17 protein-coding genes and 1 pseudogene are annotated in these 22287 nt (G+C 45.7%); 10 read left to right on the top strand and 8 right to left on the bottom strand.

Features of this window, described 5'->3' with window-relative positions; all coding sequences use genetic code 11:
• Positions 1-153 precede the first annotated feature (153 nt).
• Positions 154-1035: a GTPase Era gene (era, locus tag JW881_08575; GenBank protein MBN1697552.1), complete on the top strand. Its 882-nt coding sequence runs from the start codon at positions 154-156 to the stop codon at positions 1033-1035.
• A gap of 49 nt (positions 1036-1084) precedes the next feature.
• Here the strand turns inward: era and JW881_08570 are convergent, their stop codons facing one another.
• The 4 genes from JW881_08570 to JW881_08555 form a co-directional block, all read right to left on the bottom strand.
• Positions 1085-3460 carry a hypothetical protein gene (locus JW881_08570; protein MBN1697551.1) on the bottom strand — a complete coding sequence of 792 codons (2376 nt, stop codon included), beginning with the start codon at positions 3458-3460 and terminating at the stop codon, positions 1085-1087.
• 167 nt (positions 3461-3627) lie between these two features.
• The gene (locus JW881_08565) at positions 3628-5718 is read right to left on the bottom strand and encodes a DNA topoisomerase III (protein MBN1697550.1); all 2091 of its coding nucleotides are present in this window, start codon (positions 5716-5718) and stop codon (positions 3628-3630) included.
• Between the two features lie 131 nt (positions 5719-5849).
• On the bottom strand, positions 5850-7814 hold the full coding sequence (locus JW881_08560; GenBank protein ID MBN1697549.1) for an EAL domain-containing protein: 1965 nt from the start codon (positions 7812-7814) through the stop codon (positions 5850-5852).
• A 254-nt stretch (positions 7815-8068) separates the two neighbouring features.
• Positions 8069-8434 (bottom strand): hypothetical protein, encoded by a 366-nt coding sequence (locus JW881_08555; protein MBN1697548.1) that lies wholly within the window; start codon positions 8432-8434, stop codon positions 8069-8071.
• 263 nt (positions 8435-8697) lie between these two features.
• On the opposite strand from JW881_08555, the gene JW881_08550 reads away from it, so the two are divergent.
• Both JW881_08550 and JW881_08545 read left to right on the top strand, forming a co-directional pair.
• The gene (locus JW881_08550; GenBank protein MBN1697547.1) at positions 8698-9327 is read left to right on the top strand and encodes a hypothetical protein; all 630 of its coding nucleotides are present in this window, start codon (positions 8698-8700) and stop codon (positions 9325-9327) included.
• A 275-nt stretch (positions 9328-9602) separates the two neighbouring features.
• Positions 9603-11312 carry a WG repeat-containing protein gene (locus JW881_08545; GenBank protein MBN1697546.1) on the top strand — a complete coding sequence of 570 codons (1710 nt, stop codon included), beginning with the start codon at positions 9603-9605 and terminating at the stop codon, positions 11310-11312.
• Between the two features lie 66 nt (positions 11313-11378).
• On the opposite strand, the gene JW881_08540 is transcribed toward JW881_08545, so the two are convergent.
• From JW881_08540 to JW881_08530, 3 genes and pseudogenes are all read right to left on the bottom strand, one after another.
• Positions 11379-11549, bottom strand: a complete 171-nt coding sequence (locus tag JW881_08540) for a hypothetical protein (protein ID MBN1697545.1) — start codon at positions 11547-11549, stop codon at positions 11379-11381.
• An 18-nt stretch (positions 11550-11567) separates the two neighbouring features.
• Complete coding sequence (locus JW881_08535) at positions 11568-12158, bottom strand: hypothetical protein (GenBank protein ID MBN1697544.1); 591 nt, start codon at positions 12156-12158, stop codon at positions 11568-11570.
• Positions 12159-12275: 117 nt separating this feature from the next.
• Positions 12276-12353: pseudogene (locus JW881_08530) on the bottom strand (hypothetical protein).
• Positions 12354-12632: 279 nt separating this feature from the next.
• Between JW881_08530 and JW881_08525 the strand changes: the two are divergent.
• From JW881_08525 to JW881_08505, 5 genes are all read left to right on the top strand, one after another.
• Positions 12633-12851 carry a hypothetical protein gene (locus tag JW881_08525; protein ID MBN1697543.1) on the top strand — a complete coding sequence of 73 codons (219 nt, stop codon included), beginning with the start codon at positions 12633-12635 and terminating at the stop codon, positions 12849-12851.
• A gap of 233 nt (positions 12852-13084) precedes the next feature.
• Positions 13085-15193: a PEGA domain-containing protein gene (locus JW881_08520; GenBank protein ID MBN1697542.1), complete on the top strand. Its 2109-nt coding sequence runs from the start codon at positions 13085-13087 to the stop codon at positions 15191-15193.
• A gap of 3 nt (positions 15194-15196) precedes the next feature.
• Positions 15197-16132: a hypothetical protein gene (locus JW881_08515; GenBank protein MBN1697541.1), complete on the top strand. Its 936-nt coding sequence runs from the start codon at positions 15197-15199 to the stop codon at positions 16130-16132.
• Positions 16133-16148: 16 nt separating this feature from the next.
• Entirely contained in the window at positions 16149-17150 is a 1002-nt protein-coding gene (locus JW881_08510) for an ATP-binding protein (GenBank protein MBN1697540.1), read from the top strand.
• 21 nt (positions 17151-17171) lie between these two features.
• Positions 17172-18941, top strand: coding sequence for a hypothetical protein (locus tag JW881_08505; GenBank protein ID MBN1697539.1), 1770 nt, complete (start codon positions 17172-17174; stop codon positions 18939-18941).
• Between the two features lie 150 nt (positions 18942-19091).
• Here the strand turns inward: JW881_08505 and JW881_08500 are convergent, their stop codons facing one another.
• Positions 19092-20123 (bottom strand): diguanylate cyclase, encoded by a 1032-nt coding sequence (locus JW881_08500; GenBank protein MBN1697538.1) that lies wholly within the window; start codon positions 20121-20123, stop codon positions 19092-19094.
• A 192-nt stretch (positions 20124-20315) separates the two neighbouring features.
• Here JW881_08500 and JW881_08495 point away from each other — a divergent pair, with 192 nt between their 5' ends.
• Positions 20316-21383: a M48 family metallopeptidase gene (locus tag JW881_08495; protein ID MBN1697537.1), complete on the top strand. Its 1068-nt coding sequence runs from the start codon at positions 20316-20318 to the stop codon at positions 21381-21383.
• Between the two features lie 8 nt (positions 21384-21391).
• The gene (gene pgsA / locus JW881_08490) at positions 21392-22024 is read left to right on the top strand and encodes a CDP-diacylglycerol--glycerol-3-phosphate 3-phosphatidyltransferase (GenBank protein ID MBN1697536.1); all 633 of its coding nucleotides are present in this window, start codon (positions 21392-21394) and stop codon (positions 22022-22024) included.
• Positions 22025-22287: the final 263 nt, after the last annotated feature.

Here is a 22287-nt window from a genome sequence, read left to right as displayed (position 1 = left end):
ATGATGATTTTTTTTTCACAAGACCGGACCCGAAATCATACGGAAGGACAGGCCGTCCGGTGCATCGAAACATGTTGATATTTTTCCCGAAAACGGTCATACTTGACCCGCCGTAAAGGTTGAACAAAAGCTGAAAGGAGAACAACCAACCGCGTGAAATTCGCATTCGTATCCCTGGTCGGGCGGCCTTCTTCAGGGAAATCAACGTTCATCAACCGGATCTGTCAACGGAAGGTCTCGATTGTCTCCCCGGTCCCGCAAACGACAAGAAATAAAATCAGGGGTATATACAATGCCGATGAAGGGGCCGGACAGCTTGTTTTTATCGATACCCCGGGTTTTCATTCTTCGAAAAAAAAATTCAATATCTACATGAAAAAACTCGTTCACTCCTCCATCGAGGAAAGCGATATGGTTCTCTACCTCATCGATATTTCCCGCGATACCGGTGAAGAAGAACGGGAAATCATGAGGATCATCGGCAAAACGGAAAAGCCGGTCATCGTCGGTCTGAATAAAATCGATATCACGCATAACTACAGACAATCGATCGTCTCCGACCTGGAACAGATGCTGCCGGACCTTTCTTTTTACGATATCTCTGCGGCGACCGGAGGCGGGCTCCAGAAGCTTCTTGAGGCACTGTTCGAAACGGCCCCGGAAGGTGAAGCGATGTATCCCGAGGAGTTCTACACCGATCAGCCGCCGGATTTCCGGATTGCCGAAATCATCCGGGAGGCCGCCATAGCTGAAACCAAACAGGAACTCCCCCATTGCCTCTTTGTCGACATACAGGATATGGAAATGAGGGAAGAAAAAAACATGCTCTGGGTGAGGGGGTTTATCTGTGTCGAGCGGGAGTCGCAGAAAGGGATTCTTATCGGAAAAAACGGGGAAAAAATCAGAAAAATACTTGAAACCTCCCGTGAGGAGTTGAAAGATCTTTTCCCTTACTACATACATCTCGATTTCCGGGTAAAGGTTTCGCCAAAATGGAGAAACAAGGACCTGATTATCAAACGATTGACGGAATAGCGGCTGTGAGTCGAATAGCGGCGAGAGCCCAGGTTCCCTTTCCCCGGATCTACCGGCCCATGATCACTTCCGCCTTAACCGTTTCTGCGGGCGAAAGGGGAATCACATTTCCGTCAATCTTCCGCCCGTCGACGATCATTCCCTTCACCCCCTTGCAGATATGATGCGGATTCTTCACTGTGATGTCATAGACCGTCTTTCTGAACTGCCGCTTTACGGAAAAGCCTTCCCAGGAAGAGGGAATACAAGGATCGACGAGGAGGCCGGTATAAAAAGGCCGGATACCCAGTATGTACTGAGTAAAGACATAGTACATCCAGCTTGCCGTCCCGGTAAGCCACGAATTCCGTGCAAGGCCGAAATCTGGATGTTCGGGGCCGGCTATCACCTGGGCGTAGACGTACGGTTCGCTTCTGTGAAGTGATGCTATCCTGTTTGAGTGCGGGGGAAGCAGTCTGAAATAATAATCCATCGCGATATCCCCCCTCCCCAGCAGGCATTCAGCCAGAATCGCCCAGGTGTTGGCGTGACAGAATATACCCGCGTTTTCCTTGAGTCCCGGAGGATATAAGGTAATGGAACCGATCGCGATATCGTATTCCCGGTACGCCGGCCACAGAAGGGCGAGACCGTGTTCGGAAAGACATTTATCGCGTACCGCATCCATCGCGCCGCGTCCCCGTTCGAGCGGGGCCACACCACTGTAAACGGCCCATGTCTGCGCATTGAGAAAAATCTTTCCGTAGGTGTTTTTATCCGAACCGATAACGTGCCCGTTATCGTCGAACGCCCTCACATACCACGCGCCGTCCCATGCCTCTTTGTTGATAATATCCCTGATCTCCCGCGCATCATCTTCGTATTGCTCGACGCAATCCTGCTTGCCCAGCGCCCGGCAGAGTTCGATGAAATCCATAAGCACCTTATGATACAGAAACCCGACCCAGACGCTCTCCCCCTTCCCCCGGGGTCCCCGGAGATTGAGACAGTCGTTCCAGTCCGCGTGAAAGGCCAATGGTATGCGGTGGTCTCCGCGATTGGTCTTGCTGAAATGGAGTGCCCGGAGCAGATGTTCGAACACCGAGGCCTTTTCATTCGACCCATAGAAGGGGATCGTCTTTTCGAGAAAGCCGATATCTCCCGACTCTTTTATATAATTCGTGAGGGAGAGAATCGGCCAGAGATGGTCGTCCGAATAGGTCGCCTCGCCATAGCCCTCGCCGGTCAGCTTGAAATAACCGTGACAGGCTTTGCCGTCCGTGTATTGAAAACCCAGGATCTCCGCGAGAAGTCCGTGCAGTTCGTCATCGAGTTGGTAGGCGGGGCCAAGGGTGTCCTGATTCGAATCCCTGAATCCCATCCCGCGTTTGATCCCGCCCTCGTATATGGAAGCCCCGCGGCTCAGATAAAATGTCGTTCGTATCTGGTATGGATTCCATACGTTTAAAAACGAGTTTATCTCCTTCGAGGGAGTGTCGATGATAAAACGGTCGAACAATCGCTTCCAGTGATTTTTCACCTCATGCAACCGGGCATCGGTAAAATCCGGAGAAAAATAAGGCCGGGAAACCTCCTTGATTCTTTCTTTCGTCTCTTCCAGACCGGTGACAAAGATAATCTCTTCACTGCCGCCCGGAGAAAGCGGCATCTTGATATGGATTGCGCTGCACGGATTCCCGCCGGAAATATTTTTATTGTTCAGCGTCCCCGCGACGACACCCCGCGGATTCGCTTCGGTATTGTAGCCTCCGATAAAATCTTCCCTGTCGCAGCTGAACCCTTCTATCATGCGGGAAGTTCCGTGGTAGGCGATGATTCCGAAGAGACAGTATAATGTATCATGGAAGATGTATTCGTCCTCCCGGTAGCAGGTCGCGATATTATAGGTATACTGGTAGTTATCCCTGTCATTGACGGCGTCGAAAATGGCAAACTCGGCATAGGTGAAGAGAGAGAGATCAAGGTCCTCCCTCCCCTCGTTTTTTATGCGCAGACGCCAGACTTCCAGGTTGTCATTCAAGGGGACGAAATAGGTGAGTTCGGAGAAAATCCCTTTATAAAGGGATTCGATACCGATATATCCGGCACCAAGCCTGCACCGGTAGGATTGCTCATCGAGATCTTTCATGACAGGCGCCCAGCCGGCGCTATGGAAATCCCCGGTGTTGTTATTGCGGATATAGATATATCGTCCGGGACGGTCGAAGGGAATGTTGTTCGGACGTGCCCTGAGAATTCGTCTGTCCTTTGCCGTTTTATGAAAACTGTACCCGCCCCCCGTTACGGAAATAAGCGTCGTGTATTCCCTGTTGAAAAGATAATGCATCCAGGGCATCGGTGTTCTCGGATCTTCAAGCACATATTCATATGTTTCAGGATCAAAAAAACCAGGTCGAAATTTCCGCTCTGTCTTCTTCTTAAGCACGTCATTGTTCTCCATTTCTTCAATAAGTCACTCACTTAATGTAAATATAAAAAAGCATAATGTCAATTATTGCCGAAGGAATCGGAGACTATAAGAAAATCACCGACCGGGTGCATCGGGGATATGCCGTCAGAAAAAGGGGAAAAACAAGGAAAGGTGCCTTCCGTTCATTGCTTCTTCTTTTTCTTATTTTCCATCGCCTTCTTAAGCAGGTCCCCGAACGAAATCGACTCATCCGATGTATCGGTATAAGTTTCGATAAGCTTTTTTGTCCTTATCCGCTCCGCTTTTGATTTTTCAAACCATTTCCCGTCACCGCGCTTTTCCGGCTGTCTGAATCCGCACTCCCTGTCCTGACAGACAAGCATCCTTCCCCGCTTTCCCCTCATGGACAGCATGTGTTTGCCGCAGAGGGGACAGGGGACGGAGGTGACGTTATCGGGCGTGTAGGTCTGGTTGATCGAACGCACCTCATTCACGAGTGATACGGTATTTTTCCTGATATCCTCCATAAACCGTCCTGCTTTTTCTCCCCCCTTTTCAATTCGGGAAAGCCGCTGCTCCCATTCGGCCGTCAACCTGGGGGACTTAAGCTGATCGGGGACAAGTTCGATCAGTTTTTTCCCTTTGTTTGTCGGGAAAATTGTTTTCCCGTGACGCTCCGTGTAGTTGTTGTAGAAAAGCTTTTCGATAATTTCCGCCCGGGTCGCGGGGGTACCGATACCGCACCCCTTTATCGATTCCTTCAACTCCTTTTCCTCGATAAACCTGCCCGCGTGTTCCATCGCGGTCAGAAGCGTCGCTTCCGTATAGCGCGGGGGAGGTTGTGTTTTACGGTTTTCGGTCCGGCAGTTTTTCACTTCCCTGATATCCCCTTTTTTTAATACCCCCACCTGCTGAAGCGGTGTTCTCTCCTCATCGTCACCGGATGCTTCATCATCGGCACTCTCATACCCTGAGGTCACGATACGGAATCCCTTGTCGATGGTCTCCCTCCCTTTTGAATAAAAGCGCTCACCGTTGACCTCCGTTACGATATCGGTCTGCATGTAACGGTGCGGGGGGTAAAGGACGGCGATGAACCGTCTAACGATGAGGTCGTATATCCGCTTTTCGTCGCCGGAGAGTTTTTCAAGCGCGGGTCGCTGTTCCGTCGGAATAATGGCGTGGTGATCCGATACCTTCGTGTTGTCCACGAAATGGCCCCCCGGCTGTGGATTTTTCGCAAGAAGCGGCTGCACAATGCCTTTATAGGGAGGTACCGCGATCGCATGCAGCCGTTCGGGAAGCGTGGGGACCATATCTTCAGTAATGTGACGGGAATCGGTCCGCGGATAGGTAACGAGTTTGTATCGTTCATACAGAATCTGGAGAAGGGAAAGTGTCTTTTTAGCGGAAAATCCGAACCGCCTATTCGCATCCCGCTGTAATTCCGTCAGGTCATAGGCAAGCGGAGGATACTCCTTCTTTTCCACCCGCCTGCAATCGACGACAACCCCCTTGCCCCCCCGGACTTTCCGGACGATCTCCTCTGCCTTTGCCTCATCGAACAACCGGCTTTCACCGCGGGCGTTCTTCCACAGACCGGAATAGCCATCGAAATCGGCATAAACGAGCCGGTAATCCTTGGGCACGAAATTTCTGATCTCTTCCTCCCGTTCCACGATCAGGGCAAGGGTCGGTGTCTGGACCCTTCCCGCGGTAAATTGCGCATTGAGCTTACAGGTCATTGCCCTGGTCACATTGAGACCGACCAGCCAGTCGGCCTCCGACCTGCAGACGGCCGCCATGAAAAGGTTTTCATACTCACTGCCCGGTTTAAGCCGGGCAAACCCTTCACGGATCGCTCTGTCCGTTTGTGACGAAATCCAGAGTCGTTGTACCGGTTTTTTCCATCCGCAGAGTTTGAGAATCCATCGGGCGACCAACTCCCCTTCACGACCCGCGTCGGTCGCGATAACAAGCCGGTCGCTCCCCTGCTGCGAGAGAAGCCGCTTTATGACGTTGAATTGATGTGATGTTTTGGGTATGACTTTGAGTCGCATCCGGTCGGGAAGCATGGGGAGGTATTCGAGCCGCCACTCCCGGTATCGCCGATCGTAGTCTTCGGGTTCGGCAAGGGTAACGAGGTGGCCCAATGCCCATGTGACGATATACCGCTCCCCTTCGATATATTCCTTGTGCATATTCGTACATTTGAGAACACGGGCAAGATCCTTGCCCACCGAAGGTTTTTCTGCAAGAACGATCGTTTTCATTTATTCGAATCGGTATCATATAAACGGTATATGGGGCCAGCATAGCATAATGGATGAAGCGGCGTCAAGGGAAAGGGCATATAAACGGTGAAACGCAATAAAACCGTCAAAAGGAAAGCCGAAACGTACCGTTATATGGCAACGGCGTCGATATGATTGACCGGTTCTCCGAAAAGATTGCCCTGCGAATAATCGATCCCGAGTTCGAGCACCTTTTCCTGTATCGGATTGCTGTGAACATACTCGGCAATGACGCGGGCGCCGATACTGTGGGAAAAATTGGTAATCGACTGGGCGATTTTATAGCTGTTTTTGTCCGTGTTGATATTCATGATAAAGTCACTGTCGATTTTAATGTAGTCGGCGTCGATCGAGAGGAGACGGGAAAAGTTCGAAAATTCCGAACCGAAATCGTCGATCGCGATTTTGACTCCCAGACTTTTCAGCTTTTTAATAAAATCAAGGGAGATCTCTATACTTTTAAGGCTGAAATTTTCGACAATTTCAAAAACAACATTTTGCGGAACAATATTGTGCTTGTTCAGCTTGTAACTTATATAGTCGAGGAGTTTTTCATCCGTAAAATCCTCATCCGACAGATTAATAGAAAAAACAATCCGGCGTCCTTCGAAATATTGAAAGGTCTTGTCGATCATACAATATGAAACAGTGCTGTAAAGCCCGAGTTGCTTGGCCGGTTCGAGAAATTTTCGCGGTGGAATTATATTTTCATCCTGGTCGACGATCCTCACGAGGCATTCATAGATATCGATAGCACCGGTGGTATTGTTGTGAATTCCCTGAAAATAGGGTATCATTTTATCTTGTCTGACGGCCTTTTTTACTTTGTTTATCCAGAAAAAGGTTTCCTTGTACTTTTTTATCTCGTTCAGGGTTTCATCATAAATCACCACATATCCCCGCCCCTTTTTCCGTGCCGCTTTAAGGGCGATATCGGCTTTTCGCAGCAATTCCTTTTCTTCATCATGGACAATACCGATGGAAAGATTGATGTTGATGAGGATTTTCCTGTATTCGATCGACGAGTTGGCGATGTGATTCTTGATCGACGTTTTGATAAGTCCGGGCGTGAAATCTTTATTCCATGACAGGACGACAAACTCGTCCGCGGAAAGCCGGTAGAGTTGTGTCTGCGGGGGCATGATTTCCTTTAACCGTCGAACCATCGTCAACAGGACATGATTGCCGGCCTCGATTCCATATGCGACATTGATGGTTGAAAACCCGTCGATATTGAGGAGGGCGATTGTTTTAGCACCGGGGGTTTCCAGATCTATTTCGAGTTTCTTCCTGTTCGGCAGGCCGGTAAATTTGTCGATGATCGATTGCTCCTTTAGCGCCTTGTAAATGAGGACACTGTTAACGGATATCGAAGCCTGCGTCCCGAAAATATGGGCCGTCTCGAGGTCGTGGGAAGAGAGTTGTATCTCTTCACCGATCGTATCGATATAAATGAGACCGAGGAAATCGTTCTGGTAAACAAGCGGGAGACAGACAATCGAGATGATCGTGGCCTGCCCGTTAATGGAAATTCTTGAGTTTTTCAGAATGACACTTTTCCTCTTCTCCCGTACGTGAGCGATATGCCCGAGTGGGAATGAAAAATAGTCTTTTTTCAGTTCGCCCTCATCCATCCCGTAATATATTTCCCCCGAAAGCTCCTCGTTTTTCTCGAGAAACAATATCCCCCGTTTGAACCTGAGTGCCTTGACGAGATTTGTCAATGTTTTGTTGAGAACCTCATTCTCTTCTATAATAGTGCATATATACTGATTTGTTTCGAGGATCGTATTCAATATTCTGTCTTTATGAATCAACTCCTGCGCCGAAAGCTGCATGAGATTCTCATGGGCTTTGATTATATTGTCCCTGTCCTTTATTTCATTTTCGGAAAGCTGTTGAACCATCTCATAGGCTTTGACGGTTTGATCCGCATCCATGCGGGCTTTATCGGAAAGAAGGATGGTATTGAATTGGGAGACGATGACCTGTTCCAGGTATTCGATATATTTTTCCTTGTCCTTTATCGTCTGTTTCAGAGAATTGTTTATTTTCTTATAATCTTTATCAATCACAAGAATTATCCTCTCGCATCCACGGGAACACCCGTACCGGCGGATTCCCGGGGATACTCGGTATCCCTTCTATAAATAATAGGAGTTTTCATTTTATCTATCAAGAAAAAAGATAAGAATATTCTCAGAACTGCGCTTACAGACAACATATATATAACATACATTCAGGAGATCGGCGTCCGTGAGACATTGTTTTTTTAATCAATATTCCGGCTCCGGCAAAAAGCAGGAATATCCTCCTTATAATGTCAAGCCTAACTCAAATTACCGGAGTTTTTAACCAGCCACTCGCAGCCATCGTCTTTATCTTTTGCAAAATAAATTCCTTTGACGATAGCATTCGCAATTAATTTTTGAATTCCCCGCAACCCGATTATGGCAATAAGCGTCTTGCCGATTTTTTCTTCAATTCTATTTGTCGTATTGGCAGATGATTCCTTTACCTTTGGTGTCGTTATTGTATTCGTCGTATCGATTAATAATAGCCGGATGTTGTTTTTTACGGAAAATTCCACCAGGTCAGGATGGGTTGCAAGAATATGTTCCTCCTTTAAATTCGTCAGATCCAGAAATATTATCTTTTGACCATTGTAAGTAATTATCGATAGTTTATCATTCAACTTAATTCTCCTGTATTACATACTTCATATTTAATCGAGTCGATTTTTACAAACACCTCCATTGATAATCTTAGTATTTTATGGTCATTTGTCAATCGAAATATCGATTTCACCAGGCTGTCCCTCATCCCGCTTGAGTTTTACGATTCGAAATTATCTTGAATACACCTGTTTATAATGACCCCTTCTGACAGGACTTTGTCATCCGGATTCCCTTGATTTCGGTCATGCAATCACTTATCATATCAATGTAGGACATTATTATGAAAAACCGATGCAAGAAGTCCCCCGGCAGACACATTACCGGGATCGCGATGTCGTGCTTTGTGCCGCCCCTTCTGCTGGTCTCTTCATTCCTGTTTTCCGATGTACATCTTGGAATCGATATGGCCGCCAACCTCGATATCGACGCCCTCGTTTCAGGAGACACAGAGATGGTTTTTCATATGGAAGAGGACTTCAGGTACGGCGCCCACACTGAAATCACTTTTGACAAGCTGGGAATCGGTATGCTTCTGTTACTGGTAAATTACCCGGGCTATGACGCACTCGGTAATCCCATATACACCTTCATTGTTTTTGATTTCAGTGTTTTTGCCGCTTTTCACTTCCTCGGCGGTGAGGCGAAAATAGACCCGTTCATGGAAATCGGGATGGGGACAGTCCAGTGGCGCTTTGGTAAAGGATATGGACTTATTACCGAAGATGAGGCGGCGCTTTTAGGCACCTGTGTGTATGTGTGCAGTGGCGCGGGAATTGCGATCCGTTTCTTCAGTTTTTCTACGGGAATCAAGGCAATAATCCACCCCTTCACTTTTAATCCCCGGCCGGACCTTCCGGAATACCGGTTCGAGTTTTTGAAACTCGTTCTCTTCCTTGATTTTTCGTTCTGACAGAAAGTCTTACGCATTGCCGCCGGTGCAAACAGGAGCATCTCTTTCCGCCATGGCGGTTTCATTTACTTCTCGTTCCAACCTGGGGAGATGGAGGCGGGGGAGAACATAATTCGATAAGTAACCACTCAGTTCCAACAGTCATATGGCCGTTTCAGCGTTTATTTTCCTTTCCTTGACCCGTAAATCAAAATAATTTATTATTATCTGTTTTCCTTATCTTTACAGCTTTTATACTTGTTACATTAACGCTGATACGTGAAAAAGGAGAAAAAATGAATAAAATTACAGCTATATTCATTTTATTATTTTCAGTCATTCTGTTATTCCAATGCAGCTCCGGTAACGGTTATCGATATATATTGAAACCTGAATTCGAGAAAATAGAGGTTTTCGACGACAATCGTTTTCTTATCGAGAAAAATGATAAATGGGGTATCATCGATAAATCCGGTAATATGGTATTGGATATAAAATACGGATCTATCGAGCATCCCGGGCATGATGATTTCGCCCGGATATGGCTCGATCAAAAAGCAGGCTTTATTAATACCGAATGTGAAATAGTGATTCCTCCTCAATTTCACCGGGCATATTATTTTTTTTCGGAAGGATTGGTTGGCGTTGAAAAAGAAGGGAAATGGGGATTCATTGACAAAAAAGGAAACTTCATTATTGAACCCAGGTTTGATACCGTCGAAGTGTCGTTTTTAGGCAAAATGATGGGTGTTGAAATAGAAGGCAGATGGGGATTCATTGATATAAATGGAGACTTCGTCATTGAACCATGCTTTGACGAATTAGGAGAACGCCTTGGTTTTGCAGGAATAACACCGGTCAGAAAAAACGGGAAATGGGGATTTTTCAACTTTAAATACAGATTATTGATAAATCCAATGTTCGATGAAGTGAAAATCAGCGATTATCCGGGAAAAAATTATGTCATGATTAAACAAAACAACCGGTGGGGAATGATGTCATCCCGGGGAGAAATCATAATCGAACCGGAATACAATGAAATGGAAGCGCTTTCTTTTTCGAATAATGAGGGGGAAATTGTGACAAATGTGTTCAAGATAAAATCCGGCATGTTATGGGGACTCATTGATGTCACAGGCAGGATAAAGCAGCCTCCACAATATAGTTGCATTAAAAATCTTCTTGACGGCAATTTATTGATAGAAAAAAACGGTAAATGGGGAATAATGGATAAATATGGGAACAAAACACTTCTTGAACCCCAGCTTGATACAATAGAGTATTTCACTTGTTGTTCGGAAAACAGGGAAGAATTCAGGGATTTACTTAAGGTGACGAAAGAAGGCAAATACGGATTAATGGATACTGACGGCAATATTGTGTTGGCTTCTGTGTATGACAGTATCGGGAAACTCGAGAATGACTACGCGTCAATAAAAATCGAAGGAAAAGAAGGCTTTATCAATAAGACCGGGAAAACAATCATTGAACCGCAGTATGATTATGTCGGAAAAACATTTTATCATGGGCTGGCTAAAATCAATAAAAACGGTTTGTGGGGATTCCTGGACAGAAACGGCACACTTGTTATCGAACCGTCTTTTGTTGACGTCGGTGATTTCATACTGGAAGAAATGGCGTCCTTTGAAAGTGAAGGCAAATGGGGTTTTATCGATAAAATAGGACATATAGTCGTAGAACCGAAATATGATTCAATTTACAGTGTTCAAAATAAATATATAATTATTATCAAGAACGGAAAAGCGGGCTTTGTCGATACGTCAACCGGCACAATCGTAGAACCACGGTATGATATGGTTGAATATTACATAAATTGGGGACGAATCAAGAAAGATGATAAATCCGGTGTGATCGACCGTGATGGAAGAATTATTATTGAACCGTTGTTTGAAAACGCCTACATATTAAAAGAAAAAAATGGTATTTACTATATTGCGGTCAGGGATAAAGGCAAATACGGCCTTATTGAAATAAAGGTAAAATGACCCGATAGCACATCCACTATCGAAAACCTGTGAAGGGAGCGGATGATGTTTTCAATGAACCAACACTCATAATTCAATACCCTTCCATTCATGTTTGATTTTGGACCAATAATTCTTAGCGGCCTTGACCGAATATATCTTGAAATCGGGAATAGTGTCTGCTGTAAGATACCCCCCGTGACATATACCGGTGTCGATACAGCCATGAATGTCCCCGATAATTATCGTGCGTTTCATTATTTCTGTAAATCCTGCTTATACTATAAGTTTTAAATCCCAGAGGTGTATCGTGCCGTTTTCACAGCCGGCTGCTATTAGTGTGCCGTCCGTATGAGACAGTACGGTGTTCTTCGTATTCATCGATTCCAAAACCCAAACACATTTCCCATTATTTCTTTTTATCAAATTAACTTCCCCAATTCGGTCCGATGAGTAAGCGATATAGTTACCGTTAATAATCAATAGCACATTTGCATACATATAACCGTCTATTGTAAAAATTCGTGCCGGACCTGACCGCGTTAATCCCCACAATATAAAACGAATCAAATCCGGCAGCTTTAACGTCAATTTACCGAATTTCCAGATAACAATATCCAGACCTGCCGATACAATATAGCGGCCGCCGGGTGTTATAGCCATTGAACGAACCGCCGCATTATTTTCCCAATGATATCCCCCGACAATCCAAAGACATTTTCCTGAAGTCAGGTTCCATATTCTCACCGTTTTATCCTCACTCCCCGATATAACATATTTCCCGTCCCCGGTGACCAGAACATTATTTACTGCCGATAATTTACTTTCGAATCTATTACATTTTTTTCCGTTTTCCAAAGCCCGCATCGTTATGACTCCGTTTTTCCCGCCCGTCAAAAAATGATTACCGTCGGGCGTTACTGCCAGTGAGGTAATGTCTTTAATACCCTTTTTAATCGAGATCATGCACCGCCCCATATCGGCATCCCAGATTCTTAATGTCCTGTCCCTGCTAACGGAAATAATTCGTTTTCCTCCGGGGGCGATACATAACGCAACGATTCTGTCGCTGTGTCCTTCCGGAGTATAATGAGGAGCCTGCTTTCCGGTCTTTTATTTAACACCATATCGAATTATCCTGTTAAATAAAACCGAACCCGGTTCAGAGTCGTCCGGATATATAACTATATTGTTCAGGAAACAGTATAATATAAAAACCGATATATAAAAACATCCGGATACTTGAAATAACTGCAATGCCCCCGAAATATTGACATATTCCTCAACCTGATGTATAAATAGCCAGCACCCAGTCGAACATATATTTCAAAAGGAGGTTCCATGCCCGAACCGAAAAAAAGAGACCAGAAAGCGCCGGATTTTCTTCAAGTAACAATTACATCCCCGGAGGGGAAGACCTGGGGATCGTTTATCGCCGGGAAAAAACATTTTTCAACGGGATCGGTCGGTTTTTATGCAGGTGAAAAGGTAACCAATCCGGAAAGCGGAGAACGTTACCAGATCGGAATGAATATCACCCTCATCGGAAGTAAACCGTAACCGATAAAGCGGCTATCGCGAATTTCTCGCGTACAGCCGCAATAATATCCGTCGAGGTGATTCAAAAAAACGCCGAAACAGGGCGGAGATGCTTCATTCCGGTGAGAAAATCGCACGCTGAACGACAATATTCGCTATACAATAATTCGACTCAATTTTTATTCTTCTATTATAAAAAAAAGAAGTATTAACCTACCATTACGGTTCAAAATGTATTATAATTTTGATCAGTGATGAAAAAGATACCCTATAATCCCTATATTGTCGGTAATCCTATAAAGACAAAGGAGATGTTCTTCGGCCGGGAAGACGATTTTCAATATGTAATCCGAAAGATCGGAGGCGGCCACTCGAATCAGGTTCTGATTTTCTGCGGTGACAGAAGAAGCGGCAAAACATCGATTCTTTTTCAGATACGGCTCGGCCGGCTCGGCGGAGAATTCCTTCCCATTCTTATCGATATGCAGATACTCGCCGGCATAAAAAACGATACTGATTTCTTCAAAGCAATCCTCGATGTCGCGTGTTCACAACTCTCAATACCGGGACTTACGATCGATACGATTAAAAACACCGCCCCGGAGAAAAAAACCGAGAGTCTTTTTACGGCATTTTTGGATCTTGTCAGGGAGCGATATCCGGAAAAAATAGTACTCTTTCTTCTCGACGAATATGAACTGATCGAAACAAAGATCAAGGACGGGACATTCAGTGAATCGGTCATCCATTTTCTTTCGGGGATTCTGGAAAGCCCGTACAAGGTGTCGTTTATTTTTACGGGGTCGACAAATCTGGAAAACAGGAAGGTCGATTTCTGGAAATCGCTACTCGGAAAATCGATATACAGAAAAATTTCCTACTTCTCTGAAAACGATACCGCGCGGCTTATTACCGATCCTTTGAAAGATTACATCGATTATCCGGAAGATGTCATAGGGTCGATTTACAGACTTACCGGGGGCCAACCCTTCTACACTCAGGTGATATGCCAGAATATCGTCGACCTGCTTATCGAGGAAGAGCGTAACGATGTTTCCCCGGAGGATCTCAAAACCGTTATCAAGGATATCGTCAACAATCCATTACCCCAGATGATCTACTCGTGGAACAACCTCGGCGATTATATCAGACTCATACTTTCCGCATTAAGCGGAGTGCTGAAAGGACCCGCGGCAGTAGCGGGAACACAGGAAATCTATGCATACCTGATGAAAAACAAGATCCAGCTGCCGTTCAAGAAAGAACGTATTAATATTCTGCTTGAAGATGCCTACCATATGGAATTTCTCAAAAAAAACGACCGCCAGGAATACTCTTTTCGCATGGATATCTTCAGGAGATGGATAAAAAAAGAGCATTCCATCTGGAAAGTGACAAAGGAAATAGGTCTGGGATTGAAAAGGCCCGTAAATCCCGTCATCGTCGGCCTCATCGCTTCAGTGCCGGTCATCGGCATCATTCTCTTCTGGGTTTTTATTCTTTCCGGCGCCAACCTGAAAGGCCCCGAGGCTACCGGTATCGCCGAAGGAAACGGGCAAGACATACGCACGGGCGTTGAAGCCGGGAGTGAAGTGAACGATATCGTTTTCCGTTCGAATTACGGGCCATTTCGTGTGGTCATCGACGAAGCCCTGACCCTTTCAAGTGAAGGCGGTGACGATGTTTTGACGATCGTCTACCCGGTCATGACCGCCGGAGACCATACTTTTCAATTTATATATCCGAAGACGGGTGAAAAAATCAATATGGCGACACTGGTGAATACCGATAACCAGGCGATCGAGGTCAGTTTCAAGAAGGAGTCGGGGGCTGCCGGGCAGGAAAATAAGCAAACTCCGCGGACTGTCCAAAAAGCCGCCATCGGTTCGATCATCATTTCAAGCACCCCCCCCGGCGCGGACATCATCGTGAACGGGGAAAAGACGGATTTGAAAACACCGAATGTCTTGAGCGGGCTTGATCCCGGCACATATACGGTGGAACTAAAACTCAAAGGTCACAGAACGGTATCGAAAGAGGTCGCCGTCGACAAGGAAGCCCCGATAACAGTCGAAATGGACCTGGAACGCATATCCGGCTTCATTGTCTTGCGGATACGGCCCACTGCACTTGTCTATTTCGAGGATACCTCGGTGATCGAGTTCGAGGAAAAAGTGGCCCACCCGGTCGAAACCCCGCGGGTGAAACCCCTGAGGGTGGAAGCGGGCACGCAACAGCTGAAAATTGAAAACGAAAGCCTCAAGATATCCGAGACCGTCACCGTCACGGTCGAAGAGGGGAAAACCCTAACCATCGATTGGGATCTCACCAAAAAACAACCACCCGAAATCTTAAAGGAGTAGCTGATGAGAACCACCGGATATATCATCACCATGCTCGCAATCACATCATTTTTTTGCGCGGCAATCCAAGCACAGGGGGGCGCCGATACGCCGGAATCGAGAAAAGAAGCGCAGATGAAATACATGAATGCGAAAGAACTCTATGATCAGGGAGAATATGAAGAATGCAAACAGCTTCTTGATTCATATATCTACGAATTTCTGGAAAAGGACATATTCTACCCGGTCAGCGTCCGGTCGGATATCTATGTGCTTCGGGCTATGGTTTCATTTGTTTTTCTGACCGAAGGTTATCAGGAAGAGATTAGATTTCTCTTTCTCCAGGCGATACGTCTCGATCTGGGCCTCGAACTCGACGATCCTACCGTCGTGCCACCCAGACTCATCAAACTCTTTAATGAAGTTAAAACCGAATACCTCGCCAGGTTCTCACGAACGACAAAACGGCACAATATCGGTATCATTACATCGCTTGTTAAACACCAGGATACCCTGCTTTCGATCATTCAACCGGGGCTTCATTACGCTTATAACCTGAGTGAGGATTTCAGCCTGGTCCTCGATGCACGAGTTCAGCTGACGGCAAGACTGCTCGAAAATTTCAGCGTTCAGGGCGGGATCATCTGGATTCCGGAGTTCAGGATAGAACAGGTCGTTTTCGGGTTATCGACATATTATATCTTTTCTCTGGACAATTATCTTGAAAACGACCGCAATTACTATGGCTTTACCCATTCCCTCGGTCTATGTGGCCACGGTGAAGTGATCTGGCGTATAGGTCTGGGACTTGCCGCAGAAGTCGAGATCGTAAGACTCGATCTGATGCTCGGTTCAAAAACGTCCGAGATTACTTCAGGCTATGATTCGATTGACATTATCCCGGATATGCTGCGGTTTTTATTTGCCAATTTAAATATATACCTGTTTTTTAACTTTTAAGAGGAGACGAATATTCATGATCGATCCCGATGCACCTGTCACCAATCCCGATGATTTCTTCGGAAGAACGGCTATCATCAGACGGATATTTTCCCGTATCGGCGCCGAGAGGCCCCAATCGATCGCGATTATCGGCGGAAGAAAAAGCGGGAAAACATCGATTATAAACTATATATTCAATGAGAAAATCAGAAACGAGCACCTCAAACAACCGGATAACTATATCTTTTATCTGATGCATTCACAGGAGCATGCCTCGGAACGGGCCGAACACTTCATTTCAAAAATAATCGGCAGCGCCTCACCGGATATGGAACCGGATACGAATCAGTATGCGACGCTTCAGAAAATAGTGCAGGATATTCATCAGGCGGGGAAAAAACTCATTCTCCTGCTCGATGATTTTCACTTTGTCACCGGAAACAAGGAATTCCCCCTGGAGTTTTTTTCTTTTTTACGTTCACTGGCCAACAATTATAATGTCGCATATGTAACCACATCGTTTTTGGAACTCCAGAAATTATGTGTCGCCAAGGATATAGAAGAATCTCCTTTTTTCAATATCTTTACCAATTTCGCCATTGGCCCGCTTTCCGTGCAAAACGGCGCAATACTGCTTCAAACGATCTCCGGGATCGAAAAAGAGGTCGCCGATAACATCATATCGTGGGCTGGTCCCATCCCCTATATGATCAAGCTTATCGCTTGCGGATATGAAAAAAATCCCGCTCTTTTACAATTGGATGAAAACCATTACGAACAAAAATTATTGCCCGTCATTTCCCCATACTTCGAAGAAATATTGACAATATTACCGAAAGAAGCCTCTTCACCGCTCAAGCACATAGCAAAAGGAAGGCAACCCGATCAAAAAGACGTTCATCTTCTCCGGCCTTTGATCCGGCATGGATTTCTTGTTGAAGACGATGAATTGTTATCTCCTTTTTCACCTGCTTTTCTCGCTTTTCTCAAACGAAATCCGGCTGCCGGGCTTTTCAAGGGGCAGAAATATTATTAACCGCCAAAGGTACAGGAAGCCATGAAAAATATCGAAGAACTGTTACGACAGAGACAAGCATTACTCGAAGAGATCGACGGTGAGATTCTCAAGGAATACACCAAACCGATTACCCTTCTCTTTACCGATATCGTGGGTTCAACCCATTATTTCGAACGAATGGGCGATATCGCGGGAAGGCAGATGATTCAGACCCATAACGATCTCCTTTTCCCCATCATCGAGAAGTATGGCGGCAAAATCATCAAGACGATCGGCGACTCGATTATGGCAAGCTTCGAAGACCCAGTTAAAAGCATCAGATCCGCGATCGAGATGCAGACCGCCCTCGCCTCACATAATGCCACAAAGCACGAAAATCAGAGGATACAGGTCCGGATGGGGCTTCATTTTGGAGAGGCGGTCGTCGACGACAGGGATCTCTTCGGTGATATGGTCAATACATCCGCCAGGGTCGAAGCCCGTGCCGGAGCCGCCGAAATCCTCATCTCCGGATCACTAAAGGAAAAAATAGCGGATCAGGATTTCCCCCTCGTTTTTCTGGGTAAGGATTTCGTAAAAGGAAAGACGAAGCAGATCGATTTCTATGTCGTGAACTGGGACAACAGGCCGGAAGAAGATATAAGGAAATCATGGAACAGCCGCATGCAACCAGCCCAGGCTGTAAAAAAAGCCGTTCCGCTGAAGCAGAAAGTCGTCATAAGGAAGCCCGTCGATCTGCAGGAAAAACAGAAAGAGATCAGACCTCTGATGACAAAAGGCAACCCCTATCTCAACCGTGTGATGATCCCCCACCCTGATATGTTTTTCGGAAGGAAATCGGTGGTTAAAAGAATCCTGAGGCGCATTTCCTCAGAAAGTCCGCAGTCCGTCTCGCTTGTCGGCGAAAGGCGGATCGGAAAATCATCGCTCCTCAATTATCTCAACTTTCCTCAAACAAGGCTGTCCGGAATGGAGGAGGCGCAGCAATACCTTTTTCTCTTCATTGATTTTCAACAAATGCGCGCAACGGACGAAACCCAGGTCATTACAATGATTTTTTCCGCCTTGAAAAAACAGATGGGAAAAGAGATAGAGATAGTATGCAAGGAAGACTTTGACGGGTTACGCTTTCTCTGTGAACAGATAACGGAAAGCGGGTATAAGTTTATACTTTTTCTGGATGAGTTTGAATCCGTGACAAAAAACGAACATATCGGCCCGGCATTCTATTCATTCTTTCGATCCCTTGCCAACAATTACGCCCTGGCCTTTGTCACCGCTTCCGGGAAGAATTTAAAAGACATGTGCGTATCGCACCAGATATCGGATTCTCCCTTTTTCAATATATTCGCGGTCCATCACATCGGTCTTTTTACGACGAACGAAGCCCGTGAATTGATAGAAAAACCCTCGGAACAGTGGGGGATTCCACTTGCCCCTGTCTGCGACAAGATACTCGAACTGGGAGGAACGTACCCTTTCTTCCTCCAGATGGCCTGTTCGGCCTGGTTCGAATATCTTGATTGTGAAGGATGTGACGCCGAAAATTTTGTAAGGAAAACCACCCCCAGGGATGTCACCGATATGTTCAGGGAAGAGGCAACACCGCATTTTGAATATGTGTTCGAAATGTTATCGGATGATGAACGGGACATATTCGGCAGGATAGCAGGGGGAAAACAACCTGACGGGGCTTCTCCTCCCGCCGAGGCACTGGAACGAAAGGGATATATTGTAAGAAACGAAGATGATTCGCTTGCCTGTTTTTCCGCCGAGTTTGACCGGTTTATAAAAAAGCAATTCAGATGATATATGGGTGCGCATCCTCATGCGCGTTCAATTTTTCAACGCTTGTGAAAGCGATAACACCGGCGGCGCGAGGAAGTCAGGGACGCTCGAGTTTTGCGGCTTATTGACGTATATCACAGCCCGGCGTAACAGTTTCTCGACGGGCTATTCCTACTCGAGGACAATCCTGTTTCTTCCGAGTTTTTTGGCCTTGTACATGGCCTTGTCCGCACGCTGAATCCAGGAATCACGCGATTCACCGGTACGATACTGTGCGATTCCCATGGAGACCGTGACATGAACCTCTTTCCCCGCACAATTAATCGGATTTTCTTCCATTTCCCTCCTGAAGCGCTCGCCGATGATAAACCCCTGTTGAAGATTGGCCGAGGTGAGTACCATATAGAACTCCTCCCCCCCGTATCTGCCCGCATAATCATACTTTCTGAGTGATTTCCTGAGCATATCGCCGAGGGCTTTGATGACCATATCGCCAACCTGATGACCGAAATTGTCATTGATATTCTTGAAATGATCGATATCCAGCATAATACCGGTCAATGTCGTACCCGAACGTACCGAACGTTCTATCTCTTTGTCGATCTGATCGAATAGACTCATCCTGTTAAGAAGACCGGAAAGCATGTCGAAGCGGGCGATTATTTTCAATTCCTTGTTCGACGTCGTGAGTTCGACATTCATTTTCTTGATCGTTTCATATTCCTTTTTCAGTGTTTTATGCTGATCGAGTACTTTATTGGAAAATTTTTCCTTTTCAATAACCGTTTCTTTGAGATGTTCGCGCTCGCTGAATAATTTCTTTTGGCTTCGTAACCTGATCACTGCCGCCTTTATTCGACGCTGGAGTTCGATCGGCGTTATGGGTTTATGAATGAAATCATCTCCCCCGACCTCGATCGCCTGTTCGAGATAGTGATCCTCCGTCAGACCGGTAATGAGTACGATTTGCATTGGTTTCGTATTATAACGCTTTCTGATTTCCTTGCAGACCTCGTATCCGGTCATCCCGCCCATCAGGATATCGAGGAGAACGATATCGATATTTTCCTTTTGCATAACGGCAAGAGCGCCGTCCCCGGAAGGGGCCGTAAAAATGGAATATCCTTCTTCCCTGAGGATTTCGACCATCTGGTCGAGATATTCACTCTCGTCGTCGACTATTAATAGATTTACCCTTTCCATTGACACTAGTTAAAAATCTATAATAAAAATTTCTTCTGGTCAACTTTTATTGGAGAAAAATAAATTCGTATAAACACAGTTTAACCCTGAAAAACACACCCAAACCGGTGGAAACGCCATACCTTGACATTGTACAATAAAGAGCGATATAGTGATAATATCAATCATGAACAGACGACAGGAGGAGGGAATATGGGCAAAAAGAAAAAAGTGATATTAACGAATATCAGTCCGTTCGCATGGGAACATCCCGCAGACAGGGCGACCCTCGCATCGCTGCAACAGATTCCCGCGCTCGATATTTTATTACAGAAATTACTGGGAATCGTCAGCGACAAGGCCTTCCGTCTCATCGCTCTGGGTTCGGCTGTCCGGGTGAACGCATATCAATTTCCCCGCTACCATACGCTTTTACAGGAGGTGTGCACCACACTCGATACCCCATATCTTCCCGAACTCTATGTTGCCGAGAACCCTTTCATGAACGCAGGTGCACTCGGTTATGAAAAACCATTTATTATTCTCAACTCTTCAATCGTCGAAAAACTCACGGACGAAGAGGCCGTGGCCATTCTGGGGCATGAGGTCGGTCACTGCATAAGCGGTCACGCCCTCTACAGAACTCTTCTTATATTGCTTATCAACCTTTCCCTCTACCTTCTCCAGCTGCCGATTTCACGGATGGTCATCGAGGCGATTATCGCCGCCCTGTATGAATGGTTCAGGAAAAGTGAATTGAGTGCGGACAGGGCGGGACTCCTTGCCGTGCAGGACCCCAATGTATCCTATACGCTGCTTATGAAACTGGCCGGGGGGACCAAGGTCGAACAAATGAATATTGACGAGTTTTTCAAACAGGCACAGGAGTATGACGAAGGGGGTGATATCATCGACAGCGTCTTTAAAATACTGGTCCTTCTCAGGCAGACACATCCGTTTCCCGTATTACGGCTTACCGAATTAAAAACATGGATCGATCGCGGCGATTATGAAAAAACACTCGGCGGGGAATACATCAGGAGAGAAGATGAAAACAAGGAGGATGTCGTCAATCGATTGAGAAAGGCGGCCGAACAATACACAGAAGATATGAAAAGATCGAAAGACCCCCTTGCGAGCGTTCTTTCCGAGCCGGTTGATAATATCATCAAGGGAGTAAATAAGGCGGTCGAGGATATCGGTGATTTTTTTGACAACATGATGAAAGGATTCGATACCGGAAGGGACAAAGAAAAGGACGAAAATGAAAAAGAAAAATAGACACCCTGATGCAGATCATTCTTCAATACCGGGCGGGTATCGTCTATAATTTCATGACTCAGGCAAATAAAGTAACAATACTGCGGATCATTCTCTCACCTGTTTTTTTTATCCTGTTTTTTGTTATCGATGTGTGCTCCGCTGCGACATGGTTCCTCTTTATCATTCTCTGGATACTTTTCATCGCTATTGAACTATCCGACCTATTTGACGGTATACTTGCCCGGAGGCGAAACGAAGAAAGCGAACTGGGGAAAGTGCTCGATCCGTTTGCGGATTCATTCAGCAGGCTTACCTATTTCATCTGTTTTACCGGAATGGGATTTATGCCCGTCTGGATTCTGCTTGTCCTCGTCTACAGGGACATCACCGTTTCCTTTATCAGACTTTTTATCGCAAAAAGAGGCATTATGTTCGGTTCCCGATGGTCGGGCAAGATTAAGGCATGGTTTTATGCCTGCGCGGGTATTACAGGTATGATATATTTTTCATTACGAAAGCTATTGATGTTTCCTCAAATCAATGACATAGTGACATGCGTAAAGGAAATTGTGTTTATATTGTGTGCGGTCATTGCTGTAATTTCAGTGATTGACTATTCATCTGTTTTCTGGCAACATATAGATAAAAAGATTAAGTAATTTTTTCCGGTAAATTCGGGAAAAACTACTCAATTATAGCAAAAAACCACTTCCGAATGAGATGGTTTTCTTAATATTAATGAACCCGCCCTGAATAAAAGGGTGATGTAATGTTCATTACCTCTTGACGTGCGGCCGTTTTTTTATATACATTACAATTCGGCCTCTCAAGGCGTTTGATCTTTGGAAATATAGAGGGAAGGGAGAAACAAGAGCGGGTTATGAGTCAAGAAATCTGCTACTCGCAAGAGTAGTGGACAATA

Source organism: Spirochaetales bacterium, assembly GCA_016930085.1.
In the GTDB taxonomy this organism is placed as follows: domain Bacteria; phylum Spirochaetota; class Spirochaetia; order SZUA-6; family JAFGRV01; genus JAFGHO01.
The sequence above is the reverse complement of the archived record's forward strand: the minus strand, read 5'-3'. Positions and strand labels throughout refer to the sequence as shown.